Raw genomic sequence first — 22,832 nt, forward strand, 5'->3', positions numbered from 1 at the left:
CTCCTTTTTTTTCGCTTACGATTTAGCGAGTTATCGCCATTAGTTTCTCTTCATTTAGGCGCACGCCATGATACGGCAGCGTCACCAGCAGACCATCCGGCAAGCCAGCTCGCTTCAACAGCGCTCGGCTTTGGAACAGTAGCTGATGGTAATTGTTATCGCTGATACTTGGATAGCTCTCATTCCACACCGTGGCAATAATCTGACGCTTGGAGGTAATCCGTAGCAGCAGGCAGGAGAAAAATCGTTTTTGCGCTTCATTCAACGAAATAACTTTGTGTTCAGGCCACCATGTTAAGGTGTTCTGAGCGCTGTCTAACGTCAGGATGTCATGAAATACCAGATGGCGTAGGGCATGTAATTGTTCCGGCGTATTTTGCGCCAGAAACGTTGTTTCTTTGAATTCCATAGGTAATCGGGTTTGGCAGAAGAAAGTGGCTGCGAGTATTCCCAACATTCCCGGTTGCGATCATTACGACATGTCTTAATCACTGGCTTTTGTGCGGCGCGGGACGTCACTTTCCTCTCAACGGTTAACATCACTCCATGTCTGATTTACACTCAGCGCTCATTTATTAAAAGCGGAATCCAGCTTATGAAACACCTGCAGGTTGCGGTGGGCATCATTCGCAATACAGAACGTCAAATCTTCCTTGCCCAGCGTGCGGCTAGCTCCTATATGGCGAATAAATGGGAGTTTCCTGGCGGAAAAATTGAACAAGATGAATCTGCCGAGCAGGCGCTCAAGCGTGAGTTGATGGAAGAAACCGGTATTGAAGTCACATCGGCAAGCGCAATTGGTCAGGCCGATCACAGTTATGAAGATCTGCGCGTTACGCTGCATTTCTTTCTGGTTGAAGGCTGGAACGGCGAACCTTATGGCCGCGAAGGTCAGCCACAGCGTTGGGTCGAACAGCAGGATTTGGTCGCGGATGAATTTCCGCCTGCGAACCATGAACTGATCAGCCGATTAGTGGCTGGCGAGATTTAAGTGAAGGGGCAGTAGGCCCCTTACTTTTACTGCTGTTCTTCGCTCCAGTCATCGCTGTCCATCTGGTCACCGCTGCTGGGAATGCGTTTCTCTTCTGCTGCCCATTCACCTAAATCAATCAGCTGGCAACGTTTACTGCAGAATGGCCGCCACGGGCTCAATTCATCCCAAATCACATCGCGACGACAGTTGGGGCAAGGTACGGTAATCATCTCTTCCGGCATAACTTCCTCTAACAACAAGCTAATTCAAAATTCAGTCGTGCGGGTACTTCTCCGCGTTCGCTGTCTAAGGGCAGGAAACGAATCGCATAACGGCTTTTGTGGCCCGATACTTGCGGATACAGCGCGTCTTCCAGCGTTAATTGCAGGCGCAGCAAATCAGATCCTTCGGCGTTATCCTGATAAAAGCCGTTGAGGCTGGTTTGATGACGAAAGATGCCAGACTGTCGCACTAAATCGAGGATCATCGTCAAACTATTACGCAGCGGATTCAGTGATTCCAGCCAGCCATTGACCTGAACATCTCGCACCGCTTGTTCCTGATGCAGCCAGATATGCAGGCTTGGAAGATCGAAACTGCAGCAGCCGCCAGGAATGCTCAAACGCTGACGCACCAGAGCAACCAGTCGATCTTCTCGTAACTGTTGGCCCATGCGCGGTGCCGCCATCAGTTCGCTTGAGTATTGCTTCAACTGCTGACGCAAATTATTCACGCGCAGTTCGTCAATGCCCGGCACATCCAGCCATGCGCGTAATTTTTGCTGTTGGCGCTCCAGTTCTTTAAGCAATTCAGTGCGCATATCGCCGCGCTCAAAAATATCCAGCAAATCACTGAGGATGCGGAACACGCCAAGTGCTGATACCGAACCGCTAACCGGCACCGTTTCATGCAACTGATCAATCAGATATTCGACGCGCAGCCAGGTACGCATCTTCTCATTCAAAGGGTGTTCAAACAGAACCACTGTGCTCATGATGTTAATCCTTTCCGGTTGCTGCCAGGCGCAGATAGCGCTGGTGAAGCTCAGCAACGCGCGGTAGCACCTGCTCAGGTGTACCGCTGTTATCAATGATGTCATCCGCACAGGCTATGCGCTGTTCGCGACTGGCCTGTGCGGCAAGAATATTTTTCGCCTGACTCAGCGAAATGCCATCCCGCTGTTGTGTGCGTTGCAACTGCGTGGCGGTATCCACATCCACTACCAACACGCGATCGGCCTGATGCTGTAAGCCGTTTTCGACCAACAGCGGCACCACCCAAAGCACATAAGGTGAAGTAGCCAGTAACTTTAATTGTTGCGTGCGGGCATTAATGAGTGGATGAAGCAATTGATTGAGCCAGTTTTTCTCTTGCGGCTGCTTGAAAATAATTTCACGAAGCCGTGCACGATAGAGTGTGCCTTCTGCCGTGAGAATGGTGTCTCCATGACGCTGAGCAATCGCCTTTAAGGCCGGCGTTCCAGGCTCAACAACTTCTCTGGCAATGACGTCAGCGTCAATAATATCAACGCCTAGCGCTGCGAAAGCGTTGGCAATAGTGGTTTTACCACTGCCAATGCCGCCGGTGAGCGCAACGGTATAAGGCATAACGTTCTCGCAAAATTTATATCGTGAGCGGCGATTAACCACAGCAAGATGAGAGCATGATCACAATCAATTTTCTCAGCTAAATTTAAGGGATTGTAGCCTAAATAAAGTGAAATTCGCAGTCTTGTCGCGGAACGAATGGCGCGTATGATAACGACACTGGAGCCGTGAGCGCTACCCGAACCGCGGTTCGTCGTCACTAACCAGGATAATCAGCTATGCGCATTGAAGAAGATCTAAAACTGGGCTTTAAAGATGTTTTGATCCGCCCAAAACGTTCCACGTTGAAAAGTCGTTCCGAGGTTGAACTGGAACGCACCTTCACCTTTAAACACTCAGGCTTGAACTGGAGTGGCATTCCGATTATTGCCGCCAACATGGATACCGTCGGCACTTTCACGATGGCTGAAGCTCTGGCGAGTTTTAACGTATTGACCGCAGTGCATAAACACTACAGCGTGCAAGAGTGGCAGGCATTTGTGCAGCGCGTGCCAGCGGCGGTGCTGAGTCATGTGATGGTCTCATCCGGTACCTCCGAATCAGATTTCACCAAATTATCCGCCATTCTTGCGTTATCACCGCAGCTTAACTTTATCTGCATCGACGTTGCTAACGGCTACTCTGAACACTTTGTTCAGTTCCTGCTGCGCGTACGTGAAAGCTTCCCAGGTAAAACCATCTGTGCAGGCAACGTTGTCACCGGTGAAATGGTGGAAGAGCTGATTTTGTCTGGCGCAGACATTGTCAAAGTGGGGATCGGTCCTGGCTCGGTTTGCACAACACGCGTGAAGACCGGCGTTGGCTATCCTCAGCTTTCAGCCGTTATTGAGTGCGCTGATGCGGCACACGGCTTAGGCGGACAGATCGTTAGCGACGGCGGCTGCTCGGTTCCAGGTGACATTGCCAAAGCTTTCGGTGGTGGCGCAGACTTCACTATGCTCGGCGGCATGCTTGCGGCTCATGATGAGTGTGAAGGAACCGTTGTTGAAGATCACGGCGAGAAATTTATGCTGTTCTACGGTATGAGCTCCGAATCTGCCATGAAACGCCACGTTGGCGGTGTGGCGCAATACCGTGCGGCGGAAGGCAAAACCGTGCGCTTGCCGGTGCGCGGCCCGGTTGAGGAGACGGTTAAAGATATCCTCGGTGGCTTACGCTCAGCTTGCACCTACGTCGGTGCGGAACGATTGAAAGAGCTGACGAAACGCACCACCTTTATCCGCGTTGCTGAACAAGAGAACCGCGTGTTCACGCGCTGATCTCAGACATCGGGCGCGCATCGCGCGTGCCCGTTAGCGAATTGCATCGCCAAGACCAAATACCGGCAGATACATCGCAATCACTAACGTGCCAACAATTCCGCCAATTACCACCATCATCATCGGTTCCAGCGATGCCGCCAGAGCATCAGCGCGCGCTAACGTTTGTGCTTCATGCCATTCCGCCAGACGCGCCAGCATCACATCCAGCGCACCCGCCTCTTCGCCAACCCGAATTAGCTGGGCACAAAGGGGAGTGAACAGCTGATGTTGTTGCAGCGCCTGATGCAGCGGCGCACCCGCAGCAATGTGCTGCTGCAACTGAATGATGGCATCGCGCCACAACCGGGAAACCAGCGTCACCTCAACCGCCTGCAGACTTTGCAGCAGGGTTAAACCGGATTGCTGCGTAAGTTGCAGGATGGCGTATATCTGGCTGAGCTGCCCGCCGCGCCACAGCGGTGATAACAGCGGCATGCGCAGCAGCCATTGATGTACGCGCTTTTGCCACGCTACTGAACGATGATAAGTTTGCTGCACAATCCCGATAAATACGGCGCATATCAGCGACAGCGGCAGTGCAGCTTTTTGCAGTAGTTCTGAGAGCGACATCACTGCGGCAGTAAAAGCGGGCAGCGGTGCATCAAAGCTGGCATAGACGGAGACAAACTCCGGCAAAACAAACAGTAGCATGCCAGCACTGACCGCCAGCGCCACCAGCAAGATAAACAGCGGATAACGCAGCGCCTTGACCACTTTCTGCCGTAAGTATTGCTGTTTACTTTGCTGCTGTGCCAACTGGCAACAGCACTCATCGAGCTGGCCGGTTAACTCACCCACTTGCATCAAAGCAGGAAACAATGGTGGAAAGATCTGCGGCCACTCCTGCAAGGCTTGCGAGAAGGGCTCACCGGCGATAACGCGGCGCTGCAATCCCTTAAGTAATACCCGCCAACCGGCATGGGGATGGCCTTCTGCCAACAGAATCAAACTTTCCGCCAGCGGCAAACCGGCCTTCAGCAGCGTCGCCAGTTGCCGCACCAGGTCGATTTTCTGCTGCCACTTCCAGTCGCGCGAACGCCAGCATTTTCCACGCTGCCAGCTCACCGGCAGCATGCCGCGATCGGAGAGTTGATTGAGCAACGCATCCTGGCTGGCGTTAAGTGATTCGCCTTCCTGCAGCACGCCCATGGTATCGAGCGCCTGCCAGCGGAAATGATAGAGATTAGCCATCGCCCAATCCCACCACGCGCTGCATCTCTTCAAAAGACGTATCGCCGCGACTAACCGCTTCCAGCCCCGCAGCCAGCAAGGTTTTCATTCCCTGTTCATTTGCCAGCGTGAGCAGATGTTCCAGCGGCATATCTGCCGAAATAGCATTCTGCAATTTGCTGGTTACCGGCAAGATTTCAAACAGCGCCAGCCGCCCGTAATAGCCGGAGAAGCAGTGATCGCAGCCGGGCGCTCGCCAGGTTTGCAGCGTGCCCGGCCAGAGTTCGGCCGGCAGATGGGCGATAGCTTGTCCCGGCTGGCGGCAATGCACGCACAGGCGTCTGACCAGACGCTGCGCCACCACTAACTGCAAAGCGGGACCCAGCAAATAGCCGGGAATATCCATCTGGCGTAGGCGCGTCAGTGTTTCGGCGGTTGAGTTGGTATGCAGTGTGGAAAGCACCAAATGGCCGGTCTGCGCGGCTTTGACGGCAATGCTTGCCGTCTCGGCATCACGGATTTCCCCCACCATAATCACATCGGGATCCTGGCGCAGCAGGGCGCGCAGTACACGGTTGAAATCGAGCCCGCTGCGCGGTTGGATCTGCGTTTGATTGATGCCATCCAGCGGAATCTCAACCGGATCTTCCACGCTGCATACATTCTTTTCCGGCACGTTCAGCGCGCTTAATCCGCTATAGAGCGTGAAGGTTTTACCGCTGCCGGTGGGACCGGTGACCAGAATCAAACCTTGCGGTTTCGCCAGCGCACTTTTCAGCAAGCGCAGTTGGGCGGCGGGCATGCCGAGTTTATCGAGCGTGATGGCGCTGTTTTCACTTAGCAGCAGCCGTACCACGGCTTTTTCACCCTGGCTTACCGGCAGTGTTGAAAGACGAAACGCTGCCAGTTTGTCGTCTATTTCCAGCGTAAATTGTCCGTCCTGCGGTAGACGCCGTTCGGCGATGTCCAATCCACCGAGGATTTTCAGGCGCGCCAGGATTGCAGCGGGTTGTGCTTCTGAGGGCTGAGGCAGTTTGTGCAACACGCCATCGATGCGCAGGCGCACCCGTAATCCCTGGCGCTGCGGTTCGAAATGCACATCTGAGGCTCGGCGCTGAATGGCCTGACGCAAAATCTGATCGACCGCGTTAATCGCTGACTCAGCGCTGGCGTGTTCTCGCGGTGCTGCGGCGGCATCCGGTTCGTGCAGTAACTGCTCAAGGCGTGCTGCAGGCCAGCACTCGACATCCACCTTGCACTGGCTAGCGAACTGTAACGCCTCCAGCAGCAGTGGATCGGGCGTGTCGGCTACCGCTACGCGCAATAGCGTGGCGTCGTGATGCAGTATCACTGCCTGATAACGTGCGCACAACGCATGCAGCGCACTATTAGGATTGTCCATCAGTTGGCATCCTTATCAGCAAAGCGGAACTGCTCGAGGCAGCTATCGCGCAGGCTGCTGTTATCGCTGGTGCAACTGCGTTGCCAGCTCAACGTGCCATCGGTTGCGCTCCAGATTGGCAGCATTTCAACCGTCAATCCGCTGAGACTTTCCTGGCCGGTCAGGTTGATGGTTCCATTAACGACGCTGAGCGTCGCCACATAGCGCGAACCTTTGGCCACCGGAATACCGCGTTGTCCTGCCTGACACTGCGCCGGTCCGCCACGTTCAATGGCGCAGAGTTCTACGGCTGTTTTGTACGACACCATGGTTTGCAGCATGTCGGTGAGTGCTGCGCGTTGCAGGTAGTTTTGATAGGCCGGTAAACCGATGGCGCTGAGAATGGCGACGATGCCAATCACAATCATTAATTCGATGAGGGTAAAACCGCGTTGTCTGTCCATAGTGAGGCTCCTTGTTGTGGAGCCGCTACGGTAGAAAAGGGCAAGGGAAAGCGGAAGTCAGGCCTGGGCGAGGCTGGAAAGCATCACGCAGAGAATCGTCAGGATTACAGCGCAGATAACAGCGTTTTGGAAGCCATCTCGCATATCTGCCGCGCTAACCGGCGGCAGACGCAGAGCATCAAAGTTCGCGAAAACGCATCGACAGATCCAGCGCACGCACATGCTTGGTCAGCGCGCCAACAGAGACATAATCAACGCCGGTCTGCGCAATTTGCGGCAGCGTGGTTTCGGTTACGTTGCCAGAGACTTCCAGCAAAGCTCGCTTGTTAGTTAGCGCAACCGCTGCATGCATCATCTCAAGGCTGAAGTTATCGAGCATGATGATGTCCGCTCCGGCATCGATGGCATCCTGCAGTTCCGTCAGCGATTCGACTTCAACTTCTACCGGCACATCGGGCGACAGCCAAAGCGCTTTTTCTACGGCGTTACGTACCGAGCCGCTGGCGATAATGTGGTTCTCTTTGATAAGAAAAGCATCCGACAGGCCTAAACGGTGGTTGTTACCGCCACCGCACAGCACTGCATATTTCAACGCGGTACGCAGGCCTGGCAAGGTCTTGCGCGTATCAAGCAACTGAGTTTCGCTGCCCGCCAGCAGGGCGACATAACGGCTGACCTCGGTGGCCACGCCGGACAGTGTTTGCACGAAATTGAGCGCGGTGCGCTCTGCGGTTAACAGCAGTCGCGCCGGACCGGTAAGCTCGAACAGCAGCTGATCGGCAACCAGTGTTTGACCATCTTCAACATGCCAGGTAAGAGTGACTTTATTGCCAAGCTGGATAAAGACTTCTTCCACCCAACGTTTACCACAAAAAACACCGGCTTCACGGGTGATGACTTTTGCCACCGCCTGTTTTTCTGCCGGCAGCAGCAACGCGGTGATATCGCGATCCGCGTCCACTTCGCCGCCTAAATCCTCCTGAAGCGCCCGGGCAACGGCTTCGGGGATATCCTGTTCAATACGTTTAATCAGTTCCTGACGGCGATGATCGGGATCGTAACGACGCGTTGCCATGGTTTTGCCACTCCACAAGACGAGATTTTGTGCGCTCACCTTAGCCTGATTTATCGGTCATTGCCAGTTGCTGGTGGTGAAATGTTTAGTATCCTGAACTCACCTGCGCGGCGCATTAAGTCGCAAGCCTGTTGAGTGAAACATGTTATTCTCAGCCTGATTTTGCTTAGGATTTAACAGCATGAAACTGGAAGAGGGCTGGATTACCAGCGCGCGTAAAGTACCTTCACCACACTTCAATCAGCGTCCAAATGATGAAGTGCCCTCGCTGTTGGTGATTCACAACATCAGCTTACCGCCCGGTGAGTTTGGCGGGCCGTGGATCGATCGGTTGTTTACCGGCACGTTGCCTGCCGATGCGCATCCCTATTTTGCGGACATCGCCCATTTACGCGTGGCGGCGCACTGTTTAATCCGCCGCGACGGCGAGCTGGTGCAATACGTCTCTTTCGATCAGCGCGCCTGGCATGCCGGTGTGTCGCAGTTTGAAGGGCGCGAAAGCTGCAACGATTTTTCCATGGGCATTGAACTGGAAGGCACCGACACGCTGCCCTATACCGATGCGCAGTATGCGACATTGCAACAGGTGACTCACCTGCTGTTGCAGCACTATCCGTTGACGCCTGCGCGCATCACCGGCCATAGCGATATCGCACCAGAGCGGAAAACCGATCCCGGTTCCTCTTTTGACTGGTTGCGCTATAAAGAATCCATCAGGCAGGAGAATCCCTGAGACAGCAGGAGCGGGTATGACGTTGTTTAGCTTGTTATTAGTTTTAGGTTGGGAACGCCTGTTTAAGTTGGGTGAGCATTGGCAACTGGATCATCGGCTTGAGCCGCTGTTTCGTGGCCGCCAGCGTTTTTCCCTGCTGCGCACGCTGATGATGACAGTGATAGCGATGCTGATCGTTTGGCTGGTGGTGTGGAGCCTGAAAGGCATTCTGTTTGGCGTGGCGCAACTGTTGTTCTGGATTGTGGTGGGATTACTGTGTATCGGCGCGGGTTCGGTGCGACTGCACTATCACAGCTATCTCAAAGCGGCGAGTCATGACGATGAAGCGGCGCATCAGGCGATGGCGGCCGAACTGACGCTGATTCACGGTGTGCCGGTCGAGTGCAGCGAGCGCGAATTCCTGCGAGAACTGCAAAACGCGCTGATTTGGATTAACTTCCGCTTCTATCTTGCGCCGCTGTTCTGGTTTGTGGTCGGTGGACCTTACGGCCCGGTGCTGCTGGTGGGTTATGCGTTCCTGCGCGCCTGGCAGAGCTGGCTGGCTAAGCATCATTCGCCGCTGGAGCGCTCGCAGTCAGGCGTTGATCGTCTGCTGCATGTGCTGGACTGGATCCCGGTGCGTTTGGCCGGCGTGGCTTATGCGTTGCTCGGCCACGGCGAACGTGCGTTACCCGCCTGGTTTGCCGCGTTGGGCGATCTGCATCGCCCGCAATATCAGGTGCTGACCAGTCTGGCGCAATTCTCGCTGGCACGCGATCCGCATATGGATAAAGTCGAAACGCCACGGGTTGCGGTGGCGTTGGCAAAGCGCATCTCTCTGGTGCTGGTGGTGGTGGTCGCGCTGTTGACGATCTACGGCACGCTGGTGTGATCGGCGGGCGGCACGCCGAAATCCGGAGTGCCGTCTTCGCGCCAGTCGAAGTATTTCAAACGCGTATGGCGATTCGGATCCCACAGCGGATCGCCCTCGATTTCGGTGTAATTGCGCGCGTGATACACCAGCACCGCTCTTCCCGTTTCATCTACCGTAAAGCTGTTGTGTCCTGGTCCGTATTGCTGATTATCCCAGCTGGTGGCAAATACCGGCCGCGCGGACTTATGCCAGGCGCTGATGTTGAGCGGATCGGCTAACACATCAATGCTTAATATTCCCAGGCAATAATTTTCATCAGTTGCGCTGGCGGAATAGGTAACAAACAGCTTGTCGCCATGCTGAATTACCGCCGGTCCTTCGTTGACGCTGAATCCCGCGCACTCCCATTCATACTCCGGTCGGCTCAACATCAGCGGGGCGCTTTTCAACGTCCACGGATTGAGCAACTCGGCAAGATACAGGTTGGAATTTCCGGGAATCGCCGGATCTTTTTGCGCCCACAGATACCAGTGTTTGCCTTGATGCTGGAAGTAGGTGGCATCCAGTGAGAAAGAGTCGATGGGCGTATGCACGCGACGACAAGGTTGCCAGTTACCGCTCAGCGGATCGGCATCGTTGCACACCAGCGCATACATGCGGTGCTGAAACAGGCCATCTTTTATCGCACGCGTCGGTGCGGCGGCGAAATAGATTACCCATTGCCCGTTGATATGATGCAGCTCCGGCGCCCAGATCAGCGCGCTAAACGGGCCGGTATCCGGTTTGTGCCACACCGTTACCGCTTCTGCCTCAATCAGGCCAGCCAGCGTCGAGGCATAGCGAATCTCCAGTCGGTCATATTCCGGCACCGAGGCGATAAAATAGTAGCCATCGGCATGACGCAGAATAAAGGGATCGGCGCGTTGAGTAATAAAAGGATTGGGCCAGCTCATTTGATCTCTCCAGGTTGCGCAGTCGCAGAGGACGCGATAGGGGATTCGTGGTGTGAATGGGCACGGCGCAGCGCCAGATCGGCCTGAATCGTACGCATTAAGTTGCGATCCACTTTCATTAAACGCACTACGCCGGCGGTGATCAGATATCCGACGCCCGGAATCACCGTGAACAGCAGCATGATGCCATTGATGGCGTTGGGTGCCTGCTGTTTTGCGCCCGCATCGTAACCGTAAATTGACAGCAGGAAACCGACCATCGCCCCTGCAACCGCCAATCCCACTTTGAGGAAGAACAGGTTGCCGGAGAAGCTCATGCCGGTGATGCGTTTGCCGGTTTTCCATTCGCCGTAATCATCCACGTCGGCCATTAGCGACCAATGCAGCGGCGACGGAATTTGATGCAGGATATTCAGCAGGAAGTAGGCGATCACCACCGCAACCGTGGCGTGCGGATCAATCCAATAGAAGCCGCAGGAGAACAGCGCCAGCGCGATGTTGGTCCAGAAGAACACCTTGAGCTTGCACCAGCGATCGGTGAGGATTTTCGCCAGCGTGCTGCCGCACATCATGCCGATCACGCCAAGGCTGATAAACAGCGTGGCAAAGTGCGTTGATTGCCCCATCACCCAGGTGACGTAATACATGGTGGCGGCCATGCGGATGAAACCGGGGCAGACGTTGCAGAAGGTCAGCAGCAGAATGCGCACCCACTGATCGTTTTTCCATACGTCGCGCAGGTCTTGTTTCAAATCATCGTTGCTTGGCGTGGCAGGTCGAATGCGCTCGCGCACCGTGGCAAAGCAGAACAGGAACATCACCAAACCAATCAGCGCCAGCACGCTCATCGCCAGTTGATAGCCGCGCGCTTTGTTGTCGCCGCCAAACCATTCGGCCATCGGCAGCAGCGAAAGTGAGAGGATCAGCGTGGCAATGCCCACCATCACAAAGCGATAAGACTGACAGGAAACGCGCTCACCCGGATCGTTGGTAATCACGCCGCCCAGCGAGCAGTAAGGAATGTTGATGGCGGTGTAAGTGAGTGACATCAGGAAGTAGGTGACAAATGCCCAGATGACCTTGTTGTCGTAACTCCACTCCGGTGTGGTGAACATCAATACGCTAAACAGCACGTAAGGCACGGAAACCCACAGCAGCCACGGGCGGAAACGGCCCCAGCGGCTTTGCGTGCGGTCGGCAATCGCGCCCATGATCGGATCGGTAACCGCATCGAGTACGCGCACCGAGAGCAACAGCGTGCCGACCAGTGCCGGGGCTAAACCGAATACATCAGTGTAGAAATAATTGAGGAACAGCATGATGGCACCGCCAATCATGTTGCATCCGGCATCGCCCATACCATATCCCAGTTTCTCTCTGAACGAGAGGGCTGCTCCTTTCATTGATCGTCTCCAGCGATATGATGAGCAGGAATTATCTGTGCAAAATCAGTTATCTGCTGGGGAGCAAATGGTCGGGTAGATGGACAAAACGCGCGGGCGGGGAAAAGTGTGAGCCAGATCAGAAGTGCTGCCCGGCATCAGCGTGCCGGGCAGAGAACAACATTACGCTTTCTGTAGTTTGTTCTTGATGGTGTAACCGATAGCCAGAATCACCAGCCAAACCGGAATCAGCCAGACCGAAATCGCCATACCCGGCGTCATCAGCATGATCACCAGCACACCGGCGAGGAACACCAGGCAGATCCAGTTACCCAGCGGATAGAGCACCGCTTTAAAGCGCGTGGTCACACCTTGCTGGTCTTTCTTCTTACGGAATTTCAGGTGCGCAAGGCTGATCATCGCCCAGTTGATCACCAGCGCAGAGACCACCAGCGCCATCAGCAGGCCAAAGGCTTCGCCCGGCATCAGGTAGTTGATCAGGACACACAGCAGGGTCGCTACGGCTGAGACCAGAATGGTCGCGACCGGCACGCCACGGCTGTCAACTTTCAGCAGTGCTTTCGGCGCGTTGCCCTGTTGCGCCAGGCCGAACAGCATGCGGCTGTTGCAGTAAACGCAGCTGTTGTAGACCGACAGCGCCGCCGTCAGGATCACCACGTTCAGCGCGTTGGCCACAAAAGCATCGCCCAGCTCATGGAAGATCAGCACGAACGGGCTGGTATCCGCCGTTACGCGCGTCCACGGCAGCAGCGACAGCAGCACCGCCAGTGAACCGATATAGAAAATCAGGATACGCCACAGCACCTGATTGGTGGCTTTCGGAATGCTCTCTTGTGGATTGTCGGCTTCTGCGGCAGTGATGCCCACCAGCTCTAAACCACCAAAGGAGAACATGATGATCGCCATCATCATCACCAATCCGGTCATACCGTGTGGCATGAAGCCGCCCTGATTCCACAGATTGCTGACGCTCGCTTGTGGGCCGCCGTTGCCGCTAAACAGCAACCAGCCACCAAACAGGATCATGCCGATGACCGCGACCACTTTGATAATCGCGAACCAGAACTCCATTTCACCAAACACTTTTACGTTGGTCAGGTTGATAGCGTTGATCAGCACAAAGAAGATGGCAGCCGTGGCCCAGGTGGGGAAATCTGGCCACCAGAACTGCACGTATTTACCGACGGCGGTCAACTCAGCCATCGCCACCAGCACATACAGCACCCAGTAGTTCCAGCCAGAGGCGAAACCGGCGAAGTTGCCCCAGTATTTGTAGGCGAAGTGGCTGAAGCTGCCGGCAACCGGCTCTTCAACCACCATTTCGCCCAGCTGGCGCATAATCAGAAAGGCAATAAAACCGGCGATCGCGTAACCGAGAATCACGGCAGGACCGGCCGATTTAATCACTGATGCGCTGCCCAGAAACAGACCAGTACCTACGGCTCCGCCCAGCGCAATCAGCTGAATATGGCGATTCTTTAAGCCGCGATGCAGCGTGTCGCCATGCTGTTGTTCCATACAAACCTCGTGATGTTGTTATTGTGCACCTGCAGTGCGCGCACTGTAAGGCTGTTTACCCTAATGTATTCTTTTCTTTACGGTATCTGGCGTGCTGTGTGCATGCATGAGCTACCACGGCGTTCAGAATAGTGATAAGCGCGCCGCTTTGCACCTGCTTTTGCTTTTTGTGCTGAGAGATGACTGAAAAAGCAGCAGCATCCTCTGCGCGCCCGTCACATTATTTCTGCCATGAAAAAAGCGTGAACACGAATAGCTTTCGCTTATGGTTATGCACCATTTACTCCGCTAACTCAGTGTAAGGTTTGGTAAAAACACAATTATTTAACATTTGCCACAGGCCAACATTTTCCTTCTTTATTCCGGTAAGTTAGTGCAGCGCCATTGGCATAGTCCCCGGAAGTGTGAAGCCCGCCATATAGACACAAGGTGAATACTTTGTTACTTTACCGGCACCATTTTTCAATTGGTATTACCAATTTACTCCGGACGTTTGGCTGATAAGAAGGGAAGATGGCCTACAGTAAAATTCGCCAACCCAAGCTCTCCGATGCGATTGAGCAGCAGCTGGAATCCCTCATTATGGAAGGGACGCTCCAGCCGGGTGAAAAACTGCTCCCTGAGCGTGAACTGGCGAAACAGTTTGATGTCTCACGTCCATCCCTGCGCGAAGCAATTCAGAGCCTGGAAGCCAAAGGCCTGCTGCTACGTCGTCAGGGTGGCGGCACCTTCGTCCAAAAAAATCTCTGGCAAAGCCTGAGCGACCCGCTGGTCGGTCTGCTTGCTGAACATCCAGAATCTCAGTTTGACCTGCTGGAAACCCGCCACGCGCTGGAAGGCGTTGCTGCTTATTATGCGGCACTGCGGGGAACCGATGAAGATCTGCAGCGCATCCGTGACTGCCATCTTAACATTCAGCAGGCACAGGACAGCGGCGATCTCGACGCAGAGGCCGATGCAGTAATGAAGTATCAGATCGCTGTCACAGAAGCGGCCCATAATGTGGTGCTGCTGCATCTGCTGCGTTCCATGGGCCCTATGCTGGAACAAAACGTCCGTCAGAATTTTGAATTGCTCTACGCTCGTCGGGAAATGCTGGCGAAAGTGAGCGGTCACCGCGCCAGTATCTACGAGGCGATTGTGGCGCGTGAGCCAGAACAGGCACGCGAGGCATCCCATCGTCACCTGGCGTTCATTGAGGAAATCTTGCTGGATAGAAGTCGGGAGCAGAGTCGTCGTGAACGCTCCCTGCGTCGTTTACAGCAACGTAAGGAATAACGCACGGCAACGAACGTGCGGAAAACACGACGGGCCTGTCTTCTTGTGCTGTGAACCAGAAGCAAAGCACAAGCAGACAGGCTCCTGATAATTTCAACGTATTAGACACAGATAAGGAATACACCCCATGTCAGAACGTTTACAGAATGACGTGGATCCGATCGAAACTCGTGATTGGCTACAAGCGATCGAATCGGTCATCCGTGAAGAAGGTGTTGAGCGCGCGCAGTATCTGATTGATCAGGTAATGAGTGCAGCACGCAAAGGTGGCGTGAAAGTTGCCGCAGGTTCCTCTGCAATCAGCAACTACATTAACTCTATTGCTGTTGAAGATGAGCCGGAGTATCCGGGCAACACCTCTCTTGAACGTCGTATCCGTTCCGCAATTCGTTGGAACGCCATCATGTCGGTGCTGCGTGCGTCGAAGAAAGATCTGGAGCTGGGCGGCCATATGTCCTCTTTCCAATCTTCCGCGACCATTTATGAAGTGTGCTTTAACCACTTCTTCCGCGCACGTAGCGACAAAGACGGCGGCGATCTGGTCTTCTTCCAGGGTCACATTTCTCCAGGTATCTACGCGCGCGCCTTCCTTGAAGGTCGTCTGAGCGAAGATCAAATGAACAACTTCCGTCAGGAAGTGCAGGGCAAAGGTCTCTCTTCTTACCCGCACCCGAAACTGATGCCTGACTTCTGGCAGTTCCCAACCGTTTCTATGGGCCTGGGTCCATTGAACGCGATCTATCAGGCGAAATTCCTGAAGTATCTGGAACACCGTGGTCTGAAAGACACCTCAGCACAAACCGTTTACGCCTTCCTCGGTGATGGCGAGATGGATGAGCCGGAATCCAAAGGTGCGATCACCATCGCCACCCGTGAGAAGCTGGACAACCTGGTGTTCATCATCAACTGTAACCTGCAGCGTCTGGATGGCCCGGTCACCGGTAACGGTAAGATCATCAACGAGCTGGAAGGCATCTTTGCCGGTGCTGGCTGGAACGTGATCAAAGTGATTTGGGGCGGTCGTTGGGATGAACTGCTGCGTCAGGACACCAGCGGTAAGCTTATCCAGCTGATGAACGAAACCGTGGATGGCGATTACCAGACCTTCAAATCCCGTAACGGCGCGTACGTGCGTGAGCACTTCTTCGGTAAATATCCGGAAACCGCAGCACTGGTAAAAGACTGGTCAGACGAAGAGATCTTCGCGCTGAACCGCGGCGGCCACGATCCGAAGAAAGTCTATGCTGCACTGAAAAAAGCGCAGGACACCAAAGGTCAGCCAACGCTGATTCTGGCACATACCATTAAAGGTTATGGTATGGGTGACACTGCCGAAGGTAAAAACATCGCGCACCAGGTGAAGAAGATGAACATGGATGGCGTTCGCTACATCCGCGATCGCTTCAATGTGCCGGTTGCCGACGACAAAATCGAAGAGCTGCCATACGTCACCTTCGAGAAAGGTTCTGAAGAGTACAACTATCTGCACGGCCAGCGTGAGAAGTTGGGCGGCTACCTGCCAACGCGTCAGGCGGAGTTCAGCGAGAAGCTGGAAATGCCTACGCTGGAAGAGTTCCGTCCGTTATTGGAAGAGCAGAACAAAGAGATCTCTACCACCATCGCCTTTGTGCGTGCCCTGAACGTGATGCTGAAGAACAAGTCGATCAAAGATCGTCTGGTTCCGATCCTCGCGGATGAAGCGCGTACCTTCGGTATGGAAGGTCTGTTCCGTCAGATCGGTATCTACAGCCCGAACGGTCAGCAGTACACCCCGCAGGACCGCGAGCAGGTTGCTTACTATAAAGAAGACGAGAAAGGCCAGATTCTGCAGGAAGGGATCAACGAGCTGGGCGCAGGTTCATCCTGGCTGGCTGCGGCGACCTCTTACAGCACCAACAACCTGCCGATGATTCCCTTCTACATCTATTACTCGATGTTTGGCTTCCAGCGCATCGGCGATCTGATGTGGTTGGCCGGCGATATGCAGGCACGCGGCTTCCTGGTTGGTGGTACTTCAGGTCGTACTACCCTGAACGGCGAAGGTCTGCAGCACGAAGATGGTCACAGCCACATTCAGTCGCTGACTATCCCGAACTGTATCTCTTACGATCCGTCTTACGCGTACGAAATTGCGGTCATCATGCAAGACGGTCTGGTGCGTATGTACGGCGAAGCGCAGGAAAATATCTACTACTACATCACCACGCTGAACGAAAACTACCACATGCCTGCGATGCCGCAGGGTGCGGAAGAGGGTATCCGCAAGGGTATCTACAAGCTGGAAACCGTAGACGGAAGCAAAGGCAAAGTGCAGCTGCTGGGTTCAGGTTCGATTCTGCGTCACGTGCGTGAAGCCGCACAGATCCTGGCGAAAGATTACGGCATCGGTTCTGACGTCTACAGCGTGACCTCGTTCACCGAGCTGGCGCGTGATGGTCAGGATTGTGAGCGCTGGAACATGCTGCATCCAACAGAAACCCCGCGCGTTCCGTACATCGCTCAGGTGATGAACGAAGCACCGGCCGTCGCGTCAACCGACTACATGAAGCTGTTCGCAGAACAGGTTCGCAGCTACGTGCCTTCCAGCGATTATCGCGTGTTGGGTACTGATGGCTTCGGTCGTTCCGACAGCCGTGAAAACCTGCGTCACCACTTTGAAGTGGATGCATCGTATGTGGTTGTGGCTGCGCTGGGTGAGCTGGCTAAACGCGGCGAAATCGATAAGAAAGTGGTGGCAGAAGCAATCACCAAGTTCAATATCGACGCCGATAAAGTTAACCCGCGTCTGGCTTAAGAGGTAAGAGAGTAATGGCTATCGAAATTAACGTACCAGACATCGGGGCAGACGAAGTTGAAGTCACCGAAATCCTGGTCAAGGTGGGCGACAAAGTTGAAGCTGAACAGTCGCTGATCACCGTGGAAGGCGATAAAGCCTCCATGGAAGTGCCTTCGCCACAGGCAGGCGTGGTTAAAGAGATCAAAATCTCTACCGGTGACAAAGTAGAAACCGGCAAACTGATCATGATTTTTGACGCTGAAGGTGCCGCAGAAGCGGCGCCAGCGCCAGCCGAAGAGAAGAAAGCGGAAGCCGCTCCTGCTCCAGCAGCCGCTGCTGCTGCGGTCAGCAAAGAGGTCAACGTACCGGACATCGGCGGCGACGAAGTTGAAGTCACCGAGATCCTGGTCAAAGTTGGCGACAAAGTTGCTGCTGAGCAGTCGCTGATCACCGTTGAAGGCGACAAAGCCTCAATGGAAGTCCCAGCACCGTTCGCGGGCGTGGTGAAAGAGATCAAAATTGCCACCGGCGATAAAGTGAACACCGGCTCGCTGATCATGGTGTTCGAAGCAGAAGGCGCAGCGCCAGCCGCTGCCGCTCCAGCAGCCAAACAGGAAGCCGCACCCGCTGCAGCTCCTGCGGCTTCTGGCGCCAAAGACGTCAACGTGCCGGACATTGGTGGCGACGAAGTTGAAGTCACCGAGATCCTGGTGAAAGTGGGCGACAAAGTCGCTGCTGAGCAATCACTGATCGTGGTTGAAGGTGACAAAGCCTCAATGGAAGTGCCTGCACCGTTCGCCGGTACCGTGAAAGAGCTGAAAGTGGCGACTGGCGATAAAGTCAGCACCGGTAAGCTGATCATGGTGTTCGAAGTGGAAGGCGCGGCACCAGCTGCGGCGCCTGCCGCTAAGCAGGAAGCAGCTCCAGCGGCAGAAGCAGCGAAACCTGCAGCGGCTCCAGCAGCAGCGAAAGCGGATGCAAAAGGCGAGTTCGCTGAGAACGACGCTTACGTACACGCTACGCCGGTGATTCGTCGCCTGGCGCGCGAGTTCGGTGTGAATCTGGCGAAAGTCAAAGGCACCGGCCGTAAAGGTCGCATCCTGAAAGAAGACGTGCAGACTTACGTTAAAGACGCGGTGAAACGCGCTGAAGCGGCTCCGGCTGCAGCAGCCAGCGGCGGAAGCCTGCCAGGTCTGTTGCCTTGGCCGAAAGTGGACTTCAGCAAGTTCGGCGAAATCGAAGAAGTGGAACTGGGCCGTATCCAGAAAATCTCGGGTGCTAACCTGAGCCGTAACTGGGTGGTTATCCCGCACGTTACGCACTTCGACAAAACCGATATCACCGATCTGGAAGCGTTCCGCAAACAGCAGAATGCCGAAGCTGAGAAACGCAAACTTGATGTGAAATTCACACCAGTGGTGTTCATCATGAAAGCCGTTGCCGCTGCGCTTGAGCAGATGCCACGCTTCAACAGTTCACTGTCTGAAGATGCACAGAAACTGACGCTGAAGAAATACATCAACATCGGTGTGGCGGTTGATACGCCAAACGGTCTGGTGGTTCCAGTGTTCAAAGATGTGAACAAGAAAGGCATCACTGAACTGTCTCGCGAGCTGATGGCGATTTCCAAGAAAGCGCGTGATGGCAAGCTGACCGCTGGCGATATGCAGGGCGGTTGCTTCACCATCTCCAGCCTTGGCGGCCTGGGCACCACGCACTTCGCGCCAATCGTCAACGCGCCGGAAGTGGCTATCCTCGGTGTTTCCAAGTCAGCGATGGAGCCGGTGTGGAACGGTAAAGAGTTTGAGCCGCGTCTGATGATGCCGATCTCACTCTCCTTCGACCACCGCGTGATCGACGGTGCTGATGGTGCGCGCTTTATCACCATCATCAACAACACACTGTCCGACATTCGCCGTCTGGTGATGTGAAGTTAATCAAGGCCGGCGAAAGCCGGCCTTGTTGTAAGCATTCAATGTTGCCGCGGTTGGCAGTTTGTTAACAATTCTGTAAACTCTCGCGGTGAAATGTCCCGGCGGATATAGGGCATTAGAGCTTGGGAAAAGCTTTCTCCTGACTGCCGGTAATCAAACAAGAGGTCATGATGAGTACAGAGATTAAAACTCAAGTCGTGGTACTTGGGGCAGGTCCTGCAGGTTACTCTGCAGCCTTCCGTTGCGCTGATTTAGGTCTGGAAACCGTAATCGTTGAGCGTTACAGCACCCTCGGCGGTGTTTGTCTGAACGTAGGCTGTATCCCGTCAAAAGCGCTGCTGCACGTCGCCAAAGTGATCGACGAAGCAAAAGCCCTGGAAGAGCACGGTATCGTGTTTGGCCAGCCGCAAACTGACATCGACAAAATTCGTTCGTGGAAAGAGAAGGTTATTAACCAGCTCACTGGCGGCCTCGCAGGCATGGCGAAAGGTCGTAAAGTGAAAGTGGTTACTGGCCTCGGCAAATTCACCGGTGCTAACACGCTGGTGGTTGAAGGTGAAGGTGGCGCAACCACCATTAACTTCGATAACGCGATCATCGCGGCCGGTTCTCGTCCAATCGAACTGCCATTCATTCCGCACAACGATCCGCGCGTGTGGGACTCTACCGATGCGCTGGAACTGAAAGAAGTGCCGAAGCGTCTGCTGGTAATGGGCGGCGGTATCATCGGTCTGGAAATGGCCACCGTTTATAAAGCGCTGGGTTCAGAGATCGACGTGGTTGAGATGTTTGACCAGGTGATCCCGGCTGCCGATAAAGACGTGGTGAAAGTCTTCACCAAGCGTATCAGCAAGAAATTCAACCTGATGCTGGAAACCAAAGTTACCGCTGTTGAAGCGAAAGACGACGGTATCTACGTTTCGATGGAAGGCAAAAAAGCCCCGGTCGATGCACAGCGTTACGACGCGGTGCTGGTGGCGATTGGCCGCGTACCGAACGGTAAAGGCCTTGATGCTGGTAAAGCAGGCGTGGAAGTGGACGATCGCGGCTTCATCCGCGTCGACAAGCAGATGCGCACCAACGTACCGCACATCTATGCTATCGGCGACATCGTGGGTCAGCCAATGCTGGCGCACAAAGGTGTGCACGAAGGCCACGTCGCGGCGGAAGTGATCTCGGGCCTGAAGCACTACTTCGACCCGAAAGTGATCCCATCCATTGCTTACACCGAGCCAGAAGTTGCCTGGGTGGGTCTGACCGAGAAAGAAGCCAAAGAGAAAGGCATCAGCTACGAAGTCTCCACCTTCCCGTGGGCAGCTTCAGGCCGTGCTATCGCGTCTGATTGTGCGGACGGCATGACCAAGCTGATTTTCGACAAAGAAACACACCGTGTTATCGGTGGTGCGATTGTCGGTACCAACGGCGGCGAGCTGCTGGGTGAAATCGGTCTGGCGATTGAAATGGGCTGTGATGCCGAAGATATCGCTCTGACCATTCACGCGCACCCGACGCTGCATGAGTCTGTCGGCCTGGCTGCCGAAGTGTTCGAAGGTAGCATCACTGACCTGCCGAATCCAAAAGCGAAAAAGAAATAAGTTTCCGCTTTGAATAAATTAACGGCTCCTTTAAGGGGCCGTTTTTTATTAGTGGTTCTATTTAAATAAACAAGTAAAAAAGGCGCGTGAGCTAACACATGCGCAATGCCGGAATAGCGGGAGCGAACCCCCGCTAGTGAAGTTTTACTGTTGTGCTTCGTAAGCCATAACAGCCGATAATTCAGCAGTGAATATCCGTAATCGTAACTCGCAGAGTGAACTGCGATTAACCAGACACAATCCTAATAGAATGAGCCCGCTGATAATCAGCTTGCTGAATATAGACTTCATAGTCACGTTCCTCTTGATTTAGCACGAGCAAGCGACTACCCTGACATTTCTCACGTGTAGGGAAGTGCGCTTGCCCGTGCGGTTAATGAAAGTTAACTGCACGGTTTCCGCTCTCCACAACCTACCTCAATAATTTCTGACTTAAGGCAGATTGCCTCAAGCGCCCGCAGGCAGTCTACGCCAAACTTCTTTTATTTCACCTTAATTTTTAAATTATTTATAATTAATGGATTTATATATTATCTAACCATTTAAATAGAATGCGTAATGGGTGTTTTTAAATAAAGGTTAATTTCTTTAAGCCAATCAATAAAATGCCTCAGTGGCGCGGAAAGATATTTACGACTCGGATAATAGAGCCAGAATCCTTCTTCTAACTGAGTGAAGTCCGCCAGTATTTCCACTAACTCACCGCGAATTAAATCTTCCCGCACCGTACCTTCATGCAGAAAGGCAATGCCCACGCCCGCACGCGCTGCCTGTAATATCCGCTCATTGTTATCCAGCACCAGCGACCCTTTTACCGCCACTTCCTGTTTGCGGCCATCCTGCCAGAATTCCCAGCGATAACGTCGTCCACTGGGAAAGCGTCGCTCAATGCAGGGAAACTGCAGCAGCTCAGCGGGTTGCTGTGGCGCCATGCTGCGCAATACGCCGCGTGGATCGCTGCGCAAGTCGTTGAGCTTGTCCACCGCTTGTGACAGATCGGCAAGCGCAGGCAAAGGGCGTTCTCCGGCTTCGGTGAGCGGCACTTTGCGTGTGGTGCGATTAAGCAGCCGCACACCCAAACGCGCTTCGAAATGGCGCATCGCGTGGCTCAGACTGGAGGGCGTGATGGCCGATCTGGTGCGGGAAGGGAAGGTGAGGTATCTCGGTTTGTCCGAGGTTTCATCCGCTACCTTGCGCTGCGCGCATGCGGTGCATCCGATTTCGGCGCTGCAAAGCGAATATTCGCTGTGGTCACGCGATCCGGAGCAAGACGTCCTCGCTACCTGCCGTGAACTGAACGTCGGCTTTGTACCGTATAGCCCGTTGGGACGCGGCTTCCTCACCGGGAAATTCCCCGCCACCACAACCCTGGCGGAAGATGACTTCCGTCGTTCACTGCCGCGTTTTCAGCAGGATGCGCAGGCGCATAACCAAAAGTTAGTGAATCAGCTCACTGAGATGGCCGCAGGTTATGACGCAACCCCCGCTCAGCTGGCGTTGGCGTGGGTGCTGGCCAAAGGCGAGTTTATTGTGCCGATTCCCGGTGCCAGCAAAATTGCCCATCTGGAACAGAACTGCGCCGCCGCCGATTTAGCATTACGCCCGGCGGATGTCGCCACGCTGGATGAGGTGTTTAGCGAGAAAAACATTCTGGGCAAGCGCTATAACAACAGCGAGTTTGTGCTGGTCGATCGTTAAAACTCTTCTCCGAAAATGAGAACAAGCAGGCTTTCAAAGCCTGCTTTTTTATGTGATCCCGCTCAATTTGCAGATGAAGCTGCTAAAAAATGCACGAATGTTGCTTTTTTGTAAACAGAT

General features: G+C 54.2%; 21 protein-coding genes and 1 pseudogene. 9 read left to right on the forward strand and 13 right to left on the reverse strand.

What is annotated here, in order from left to right; all coding sequences use genetic code 11:
• Positions 1 to 22 precede the first annotated feature (22 nt).
• Positions 23 to 409 (reverse strand): winged helix-turn-helix domain-containing protein, encoded by a 387-nt coding sequence (locus AC6I8A_RS03850; RefSeq protein WP_008108595.1) that lies wholly within the window; start codon positions 407 to 409, stop codon positions 23 to 25.
• Positions 410 to 595: 186 nt separating this feature from the next.
• On the opposite strand from AC6I8A_RS03850, the gene mutT reads away from it, so the two are divergent.
• On the forward strand, positions 596 to 991 hold the full coding sequence (gene mutT, locus AC6I8A_RS03855; protein WP_101762107.1) for an 8-oxo-dGTP diphosphatase MutT: 396 nt from the start codon (positions 596 to 598) through the stop codon (positions 989 to 991).
• A 26-nt stretch (positions 992 to 1,017) separates the two neighbouring features.
• Here mutT and yacG read toward each other — a convergent pair whose 3' ends face one another.
• Genes yacG through coaE form a run of 3 tightly spaced genes read right to left on the reverse strand, consistent with a single transcriptional unit; the run spans position 1,018 to position 2,580 of the window.
• Positions 1,018 to 1,215, reverse strand: a complete 198-nt coding sequence (gene yacG, locus AC6I8A_RS03860) for a DNA gyrase inhibitor YacG (protein ID WP_064737573.1) — start codon at positions 1,213 to 1,215, stop codon at positions 1,018 to 1,020.
• A gap of 8 nt (positions 1,216 to 1,223) precedes the next feature.
• Positions 1,224 to 1,967, reverse strand: coding sequence for a cell division protein ZapD (gene zapD / locus AC6I8A_RS03865; protein ID WP_061718118.1), 744 nt, complete (start codon positions 1,965 to 1,967; stop codon positions 1,224 to 1,226).
• 4 nt (positions 1,968 to 1,971) lie between these two features.
• A complete protein-coding gene (gene coaE / locus AC6I8A_RS03870; RefSeq protein WP_293794279.1) occupies positions 1,972 to 2,580 on the reverse strand; it encodes a dephospho-CoA kinase in 609 nt (202 codons plus the stop codon).
• 218 nt (positions 2,581 to 2,798) lie between these two features.
• Here coaE and AC6I8A_RS03875 point away from each other — a divergent pair, with 218 nt between their 5' ends.
• Complete coding sequence (locus tag AC6I8A_RS03875) at positions 2,799 to 3,839, forward strand: GMP reductase (protein WP_265301211.1); 1,041 nt, start codon at positions 2,799 to 2,801, stop codon at positions 3,837 to 3,839.
• A gap of 33 nt (positions 3,840 to 3,872) precedes the next feature.
• Here AC6I8A_RS03875 and hofC read toward each other — a convergent pair whose 3' ends face one another.
• The 4 genes from hofC to nadC form a co-directional block, all read right to left on the reverse strand.
• Positions 3,873 to 5,072, reverse strand: a complete 1,200-nt coding sequence (gene hofC, locus AC6I8A_RS03880; protein ID WP_265301213.1) for a protein transport protein HofC — start codon at positions 5,070 to 5,072, stop codon at positions 3,873 to 3,875.
• Positions 5,065 to 6,453 carry a type II secretion system protein GspE gene (gene gspE / locus AC6I8A_RS03885; protein WP_497818061.1) on the reverse strand — a complete coding sequence of 463 codons (1,389 nt, stop codon included), beginning with the start codon at positions 6,451 to 6,453 and terminating at the stop codon, positions 5,065 to 5,067. Before gspE ends, hofC begins: the two co-directional genes overlap by 8 nt.
• On the reverse strand, positions 6,453 to 6,896 hold the full coding sequence (gene ppdD, locus AC6I8A_RS03890) for a prepilin peptidase-dependent pilin (RefSeq protein WP_154154180.1): 444 nt from the start codon (positions 6,894 to 6,896) through the stop codon (positions 6,453 to 6,455). Before ppdD ends, gspE begins: the two co-directional genes overlap by 1 nt.
• A gap of 178 nt (positions 6,897 to 7,074) precedes the next feature.
• Entirely contained in the window at positions 7,075 to 7,971 is an 897-nt protein-coding gene (gene nadC, locus AC6I8A_RS03895; RefSeq protein WP_256695619.1) for a carboxylating nicotinate-nucleotide diphosphorylase, read from the reverse strand.
• 181 nt (positions 7,972 to 8,152) lie between these two features.
• Between nadC and ampD the strand changes: the two genes are divergently transcribed.
• Both ampD and ampE read left to right on the forward strand, forming a co-directional pair.
• A complete protein-coding gene (ampD, locus tag AC6I8A_RS03900) occupies positions 8,153 to 8,704 on the forward strand; it encodes a 1,6-anhydro-N-acetylmuramyl-L-alanine amidase AmpD (protein WP_008108575.1) in 552 nt (183 codons plus the stop codon).
• Between the two features lie 16 nt (positions 8,705 to 8,720).
• A complete protein-coding gene (gene ampE, locus AC6I8A_RS03905; RefSeq protein WP_008108573.1) occupies positions 8,721 to 9,575 on the forward strand; it encodes a beta-lactamase regulator AmpE in 855 nt (284 codons plus the stop codon).
• Here ampE and AC6I8A_RS03910 read toward each other — a convergent pair.
• From AC6I8A_RS03910 to aroP, 3 genes are all read right to left on the reverse strand, one after another.
• Positions 9,557 to 10,510: a glycoside hydrolase family 43 protein gene (locus AC6I8A_RS03910; protein ID WP_265301221.1), complete on the reverse strand. Its 954-nt coding sequence runs from the start codon at positions 10,508 to 10,510 to the stop codon at positions 9,557 to 9,559. The genes ampE and AC6I8A_RS03910 overlap by 19 nt on opposite strands.
• Entirely contained in the window at positions 10,507 to 11,913 is a 1,407-nt protein-coding gene (locus AC6I8A_RS03915) for a glycoside-pentoside-hexuronide (GPH):cation symporter (protein WP_256695622.1), read from the reverse strand. Before AC6I8A_RS03915 ends, AC6I8A_RS03910 begins: the two co-directional genes overlap by 4 nt.
• A 162-nt stretch (positions 11,914 to 12,075) precedes the next feature.
• The gene (aroP, locus tag AC6I8A_RS03920) at positions 12,076 to 13,431 is read right to left on the reverse strand and encodes an aromatic amino acid transporter AroP (RefSeq protein ID WP_265301225.1); all 1,356 of its coding nucleotides are present in this window, start codon (positions 13,429 to 13,431) and stop codon (positions 12,076 to 12,078) included.
• Positions 13,432 to 13,944: 513 nt separating this feature from the next.
• On the opposite strand from aroP, the gene pdhR reads away from it, so the two are divergent.
• The 4 genes from pdhR to lpdA all read left to right on the forward strand — a co-directional run bounded on the left by pdhR (position 13,945) and on the right by lpdA (position 21,014).
• Positions 13,945 to 14,709 (forward strand): pyruvate dehydrogenase complex transcriptional repressor PdhR, encoded by a 765-nt coding sequence (gene pdhR / locus AC6I8A_RS03925; RefSeq protein ID WP_256695625.1) that lies wholly within the window; start codon positions 13,945 to 13,947, stop codon positions 14,707 to 14,709.
• Positions 14,710 to 14,836: 127 nt separating this feature from the next.
• A complete protein-coding gene (gene aceE, locus AC6I8A_RS03930; protein ID WP_265301228.1) occupies positions 14,837 to 17,503 on the forward strand; it encodes a pyruvate dehydrogenase (acetyl-transferring), homodimeric type in 2,667 nt (888 codons plus the stop codon).
• Between the two features lie 14 nt (positions 17,504 to 17,517).
• Entirely contained in the window at positions 17,518 to 19,416 is a 1,899-nt protein-coding gene (gene aceF / locus AC6I8A_RS03935; protein WP_256695627.1) for a pyruvate dehydrogenase complex dihydrolipoyllysine-residue acetyltransferase, read from the forward strand.
• Positions 19,417 to 19,589: 173 nt separating this feature from the next.
• A complete protein-coding gene (gene lpdA, locus AC6I8A_RS03940) occupies positions 19,590 to 21,014 on the forward strand; it encodes a dihydrolipoyl dehydrogenase (RefSeq protein WP_265301230.1) in 1,425 nt (474 codons plus the stop codon).
• A gap of 144 nt (positions 21,015 to 21,158) precedes the next feature.
• Here lpdA and AC6I8A_RS03945 read toward each other — a convergent pair whose 3' ends face one another.
• Complete coding sequence (locus AC6I8A_RS03945) at positions 21,159 to 21,305, reverse strand: Hok/Gef family protein (protein ID WP_137385164.1); 147 nt, start codon at positions 21,303 to 21,305, stop codon at positions 21,159 to 21,161.
• A 251-nt stretch (positions 21,306 to 21,556) separates the two neighbouring features.
• On the reverse strand, positions 21,557 to 22,234 hold the full coding sequence (locus AC6I8A_RS03950) for a LysR substrate-binding domain-containing protein (RefSeq protein ID WP_372340030.1): 678 nt from the start codon (positions 22,232 to 22,234) through the stop codon (positions 21,557 to 21,559).
• Here AC6I8A_RS03950 and AC6I8A_RS03955 point away from each other — a divergent pair.
• Positions 22,134 to 22,712, forward strand: a pseudogene (locus AC6I8A_RS03955) (aldo/keto reductase); the annotation flags it as partial. The gene AC6I8A_RS03950 and the pseudogene AC6I8A_RS03955 overlap by 101 nt on opposite strands.
• Positions 22,713 to 22,832: the final 120 nt, after the last annotated feature.

The organism is Pantoea sp. X-Soil-ISGK-275 (assembly GCF_059730795.1).

What these genes read in the sequence shown, in the direction of transcription:
- pdhR (WP_256695625.1), top strand. Translation starts at nt 13,945, where the DNA reads ATGGCCTACAGTAAAATTCGCCAACCCAAGCTCTCCGATGCGATTGAG.
- AC6I8A_RS03945 (WP_137385164.1), bottom strand. Translation starts at nt 21,305, where the DNA reads ATGAAGTCTATATTCAGCAAGCTGATTATCAGCGGGCTCATTCTATTA.
- AC6I8A_RS03915 (WP_256695622.1), bottom strand. Translation starts at nt 11,913, where the DNA reads ATGAAAGGAGCAGCCCTCTCGTTCAGAGAGAAACTGGGATATGGTATG.
- lpdA (WP_265301230.1), top strand. Translation starts at nt 19,590, where the DNA reads ATGAGTACAGAGATTAAAACTCAAGTCGTGGTACTTGGGGCAGGTCCT.
- mutT (WP_101762107.1), top strand. Translation starts at nt 596, where the DNA reads ATGAAACACCTGCAGGTTGCGGTGGGCATCATTCGCAATACAGAACGT.
- hofC (WP_265301213.1), bottom strand. Translation starts at nt 5,072, where the DNA reads ATGGCTAATCTCTATCATTTCCGCTGGCAGGCGCTCGATACCATGGGC.
- coaE (WP_293794279.1), bottom strand. Translation starts at nt 2,580, where the DNA reads ATGCCTTATACCGTTGCGCTCACCGGCGGCATTGGCAGTGGTAAAACC.
- aceF (WP_256695627.1), top strand. Translation starts at nt 17,518, where the DNA reads ATGGCTATCGAAATTAACGTACCAGACATCGGGGCAGACGAAGTTGAA.
- yacG (WP_064737573.1), bottom strand. Translation starts at nt 1,215, where the DNA reads ATGCCGGAAGAGATGATTACCGTACCTTGCCCCAACTGTCGTCGCGAT.
- aroP (WP_265301225.1), bottom strand. Translation starts at nt 13,431, where the DNA reads ATGGAACAACAGCATGGCGACACGCTGCATCGCGGCTTAAAGAATCGC.
- ppdD (WP_154154180.1), bottom strand. Translation starts at nt 6,896, where the DNA reads ATGGACAGACAACGCGGTTTTACCCTCATCGAATTAATGATTGTGATT.
- nadC (WP_256695619.1), bottom strand. Translation starts at nt 7,971, where the DNA reads ATGGCAACGCGTCGTTACGATCCCGATCATCGCCGTCAGGAACTGATT.
- ampD (WP_008108575.1), top strand. Translation starts at nt 8,153, where the DNA reads ATGAAACTGGAAGAGGGCTGGATTACCAGCGCGCGTAAAGTACCTTCA.
- ampE (WP_008108573.1), top strand. Translation starts at nt 8,721, where the DNA reads ATGACGTTGTTTAGCTTGTTATTAGTTTTAGGTTGGGAACGCCTGTTT.
- aceE (WP_265301228.1), top strand. Translation starts at nt 14,837, where the DNA reads ATGTCAGAACGTTTACAGAATGACGTGGATCCGATCGAAACTCGTGAT.
- AC6I8A_RS03910 (WP_265301221.1), bottom strand. Translation starts at nt 10,510, where the DNA reads ATGAGCTGGCCCAATCCTTTTATTACTCAACGCGCCGATCCCTTTATT.
- zapD (WP_061718118.1), bottom strand. Translation starts at nt 1,967, where the DNA reads ATGAGCACAGTGGTTCTGTTTGAACACCCTTTGAATGAGAAGATGCGT.
- gspE (WP_497818061.1), bottom strand. Translation starts at nt 6,453, where the DNA reads ATGGACAATCCTAATAGTGCGCTGCATGCGTTGTGCGCACGTTATCAG.
- AC6I8A_RS03875 (WP_265301211.1), top strand. Translation starts at nt 2,799, where the DNA reads ATGCGCATTGAAGAAGATCTAAAACTGGGCTTTAAAGATGTTTTGATC.
- AC6I8A_RS03850 (WP_008108595.1), bottom strand. Translation starts at nt 409, where the DNA reads ATGGAATTCAAAGAAACAACGTTTCTGGCGCAAAATACGCCGGAACAA.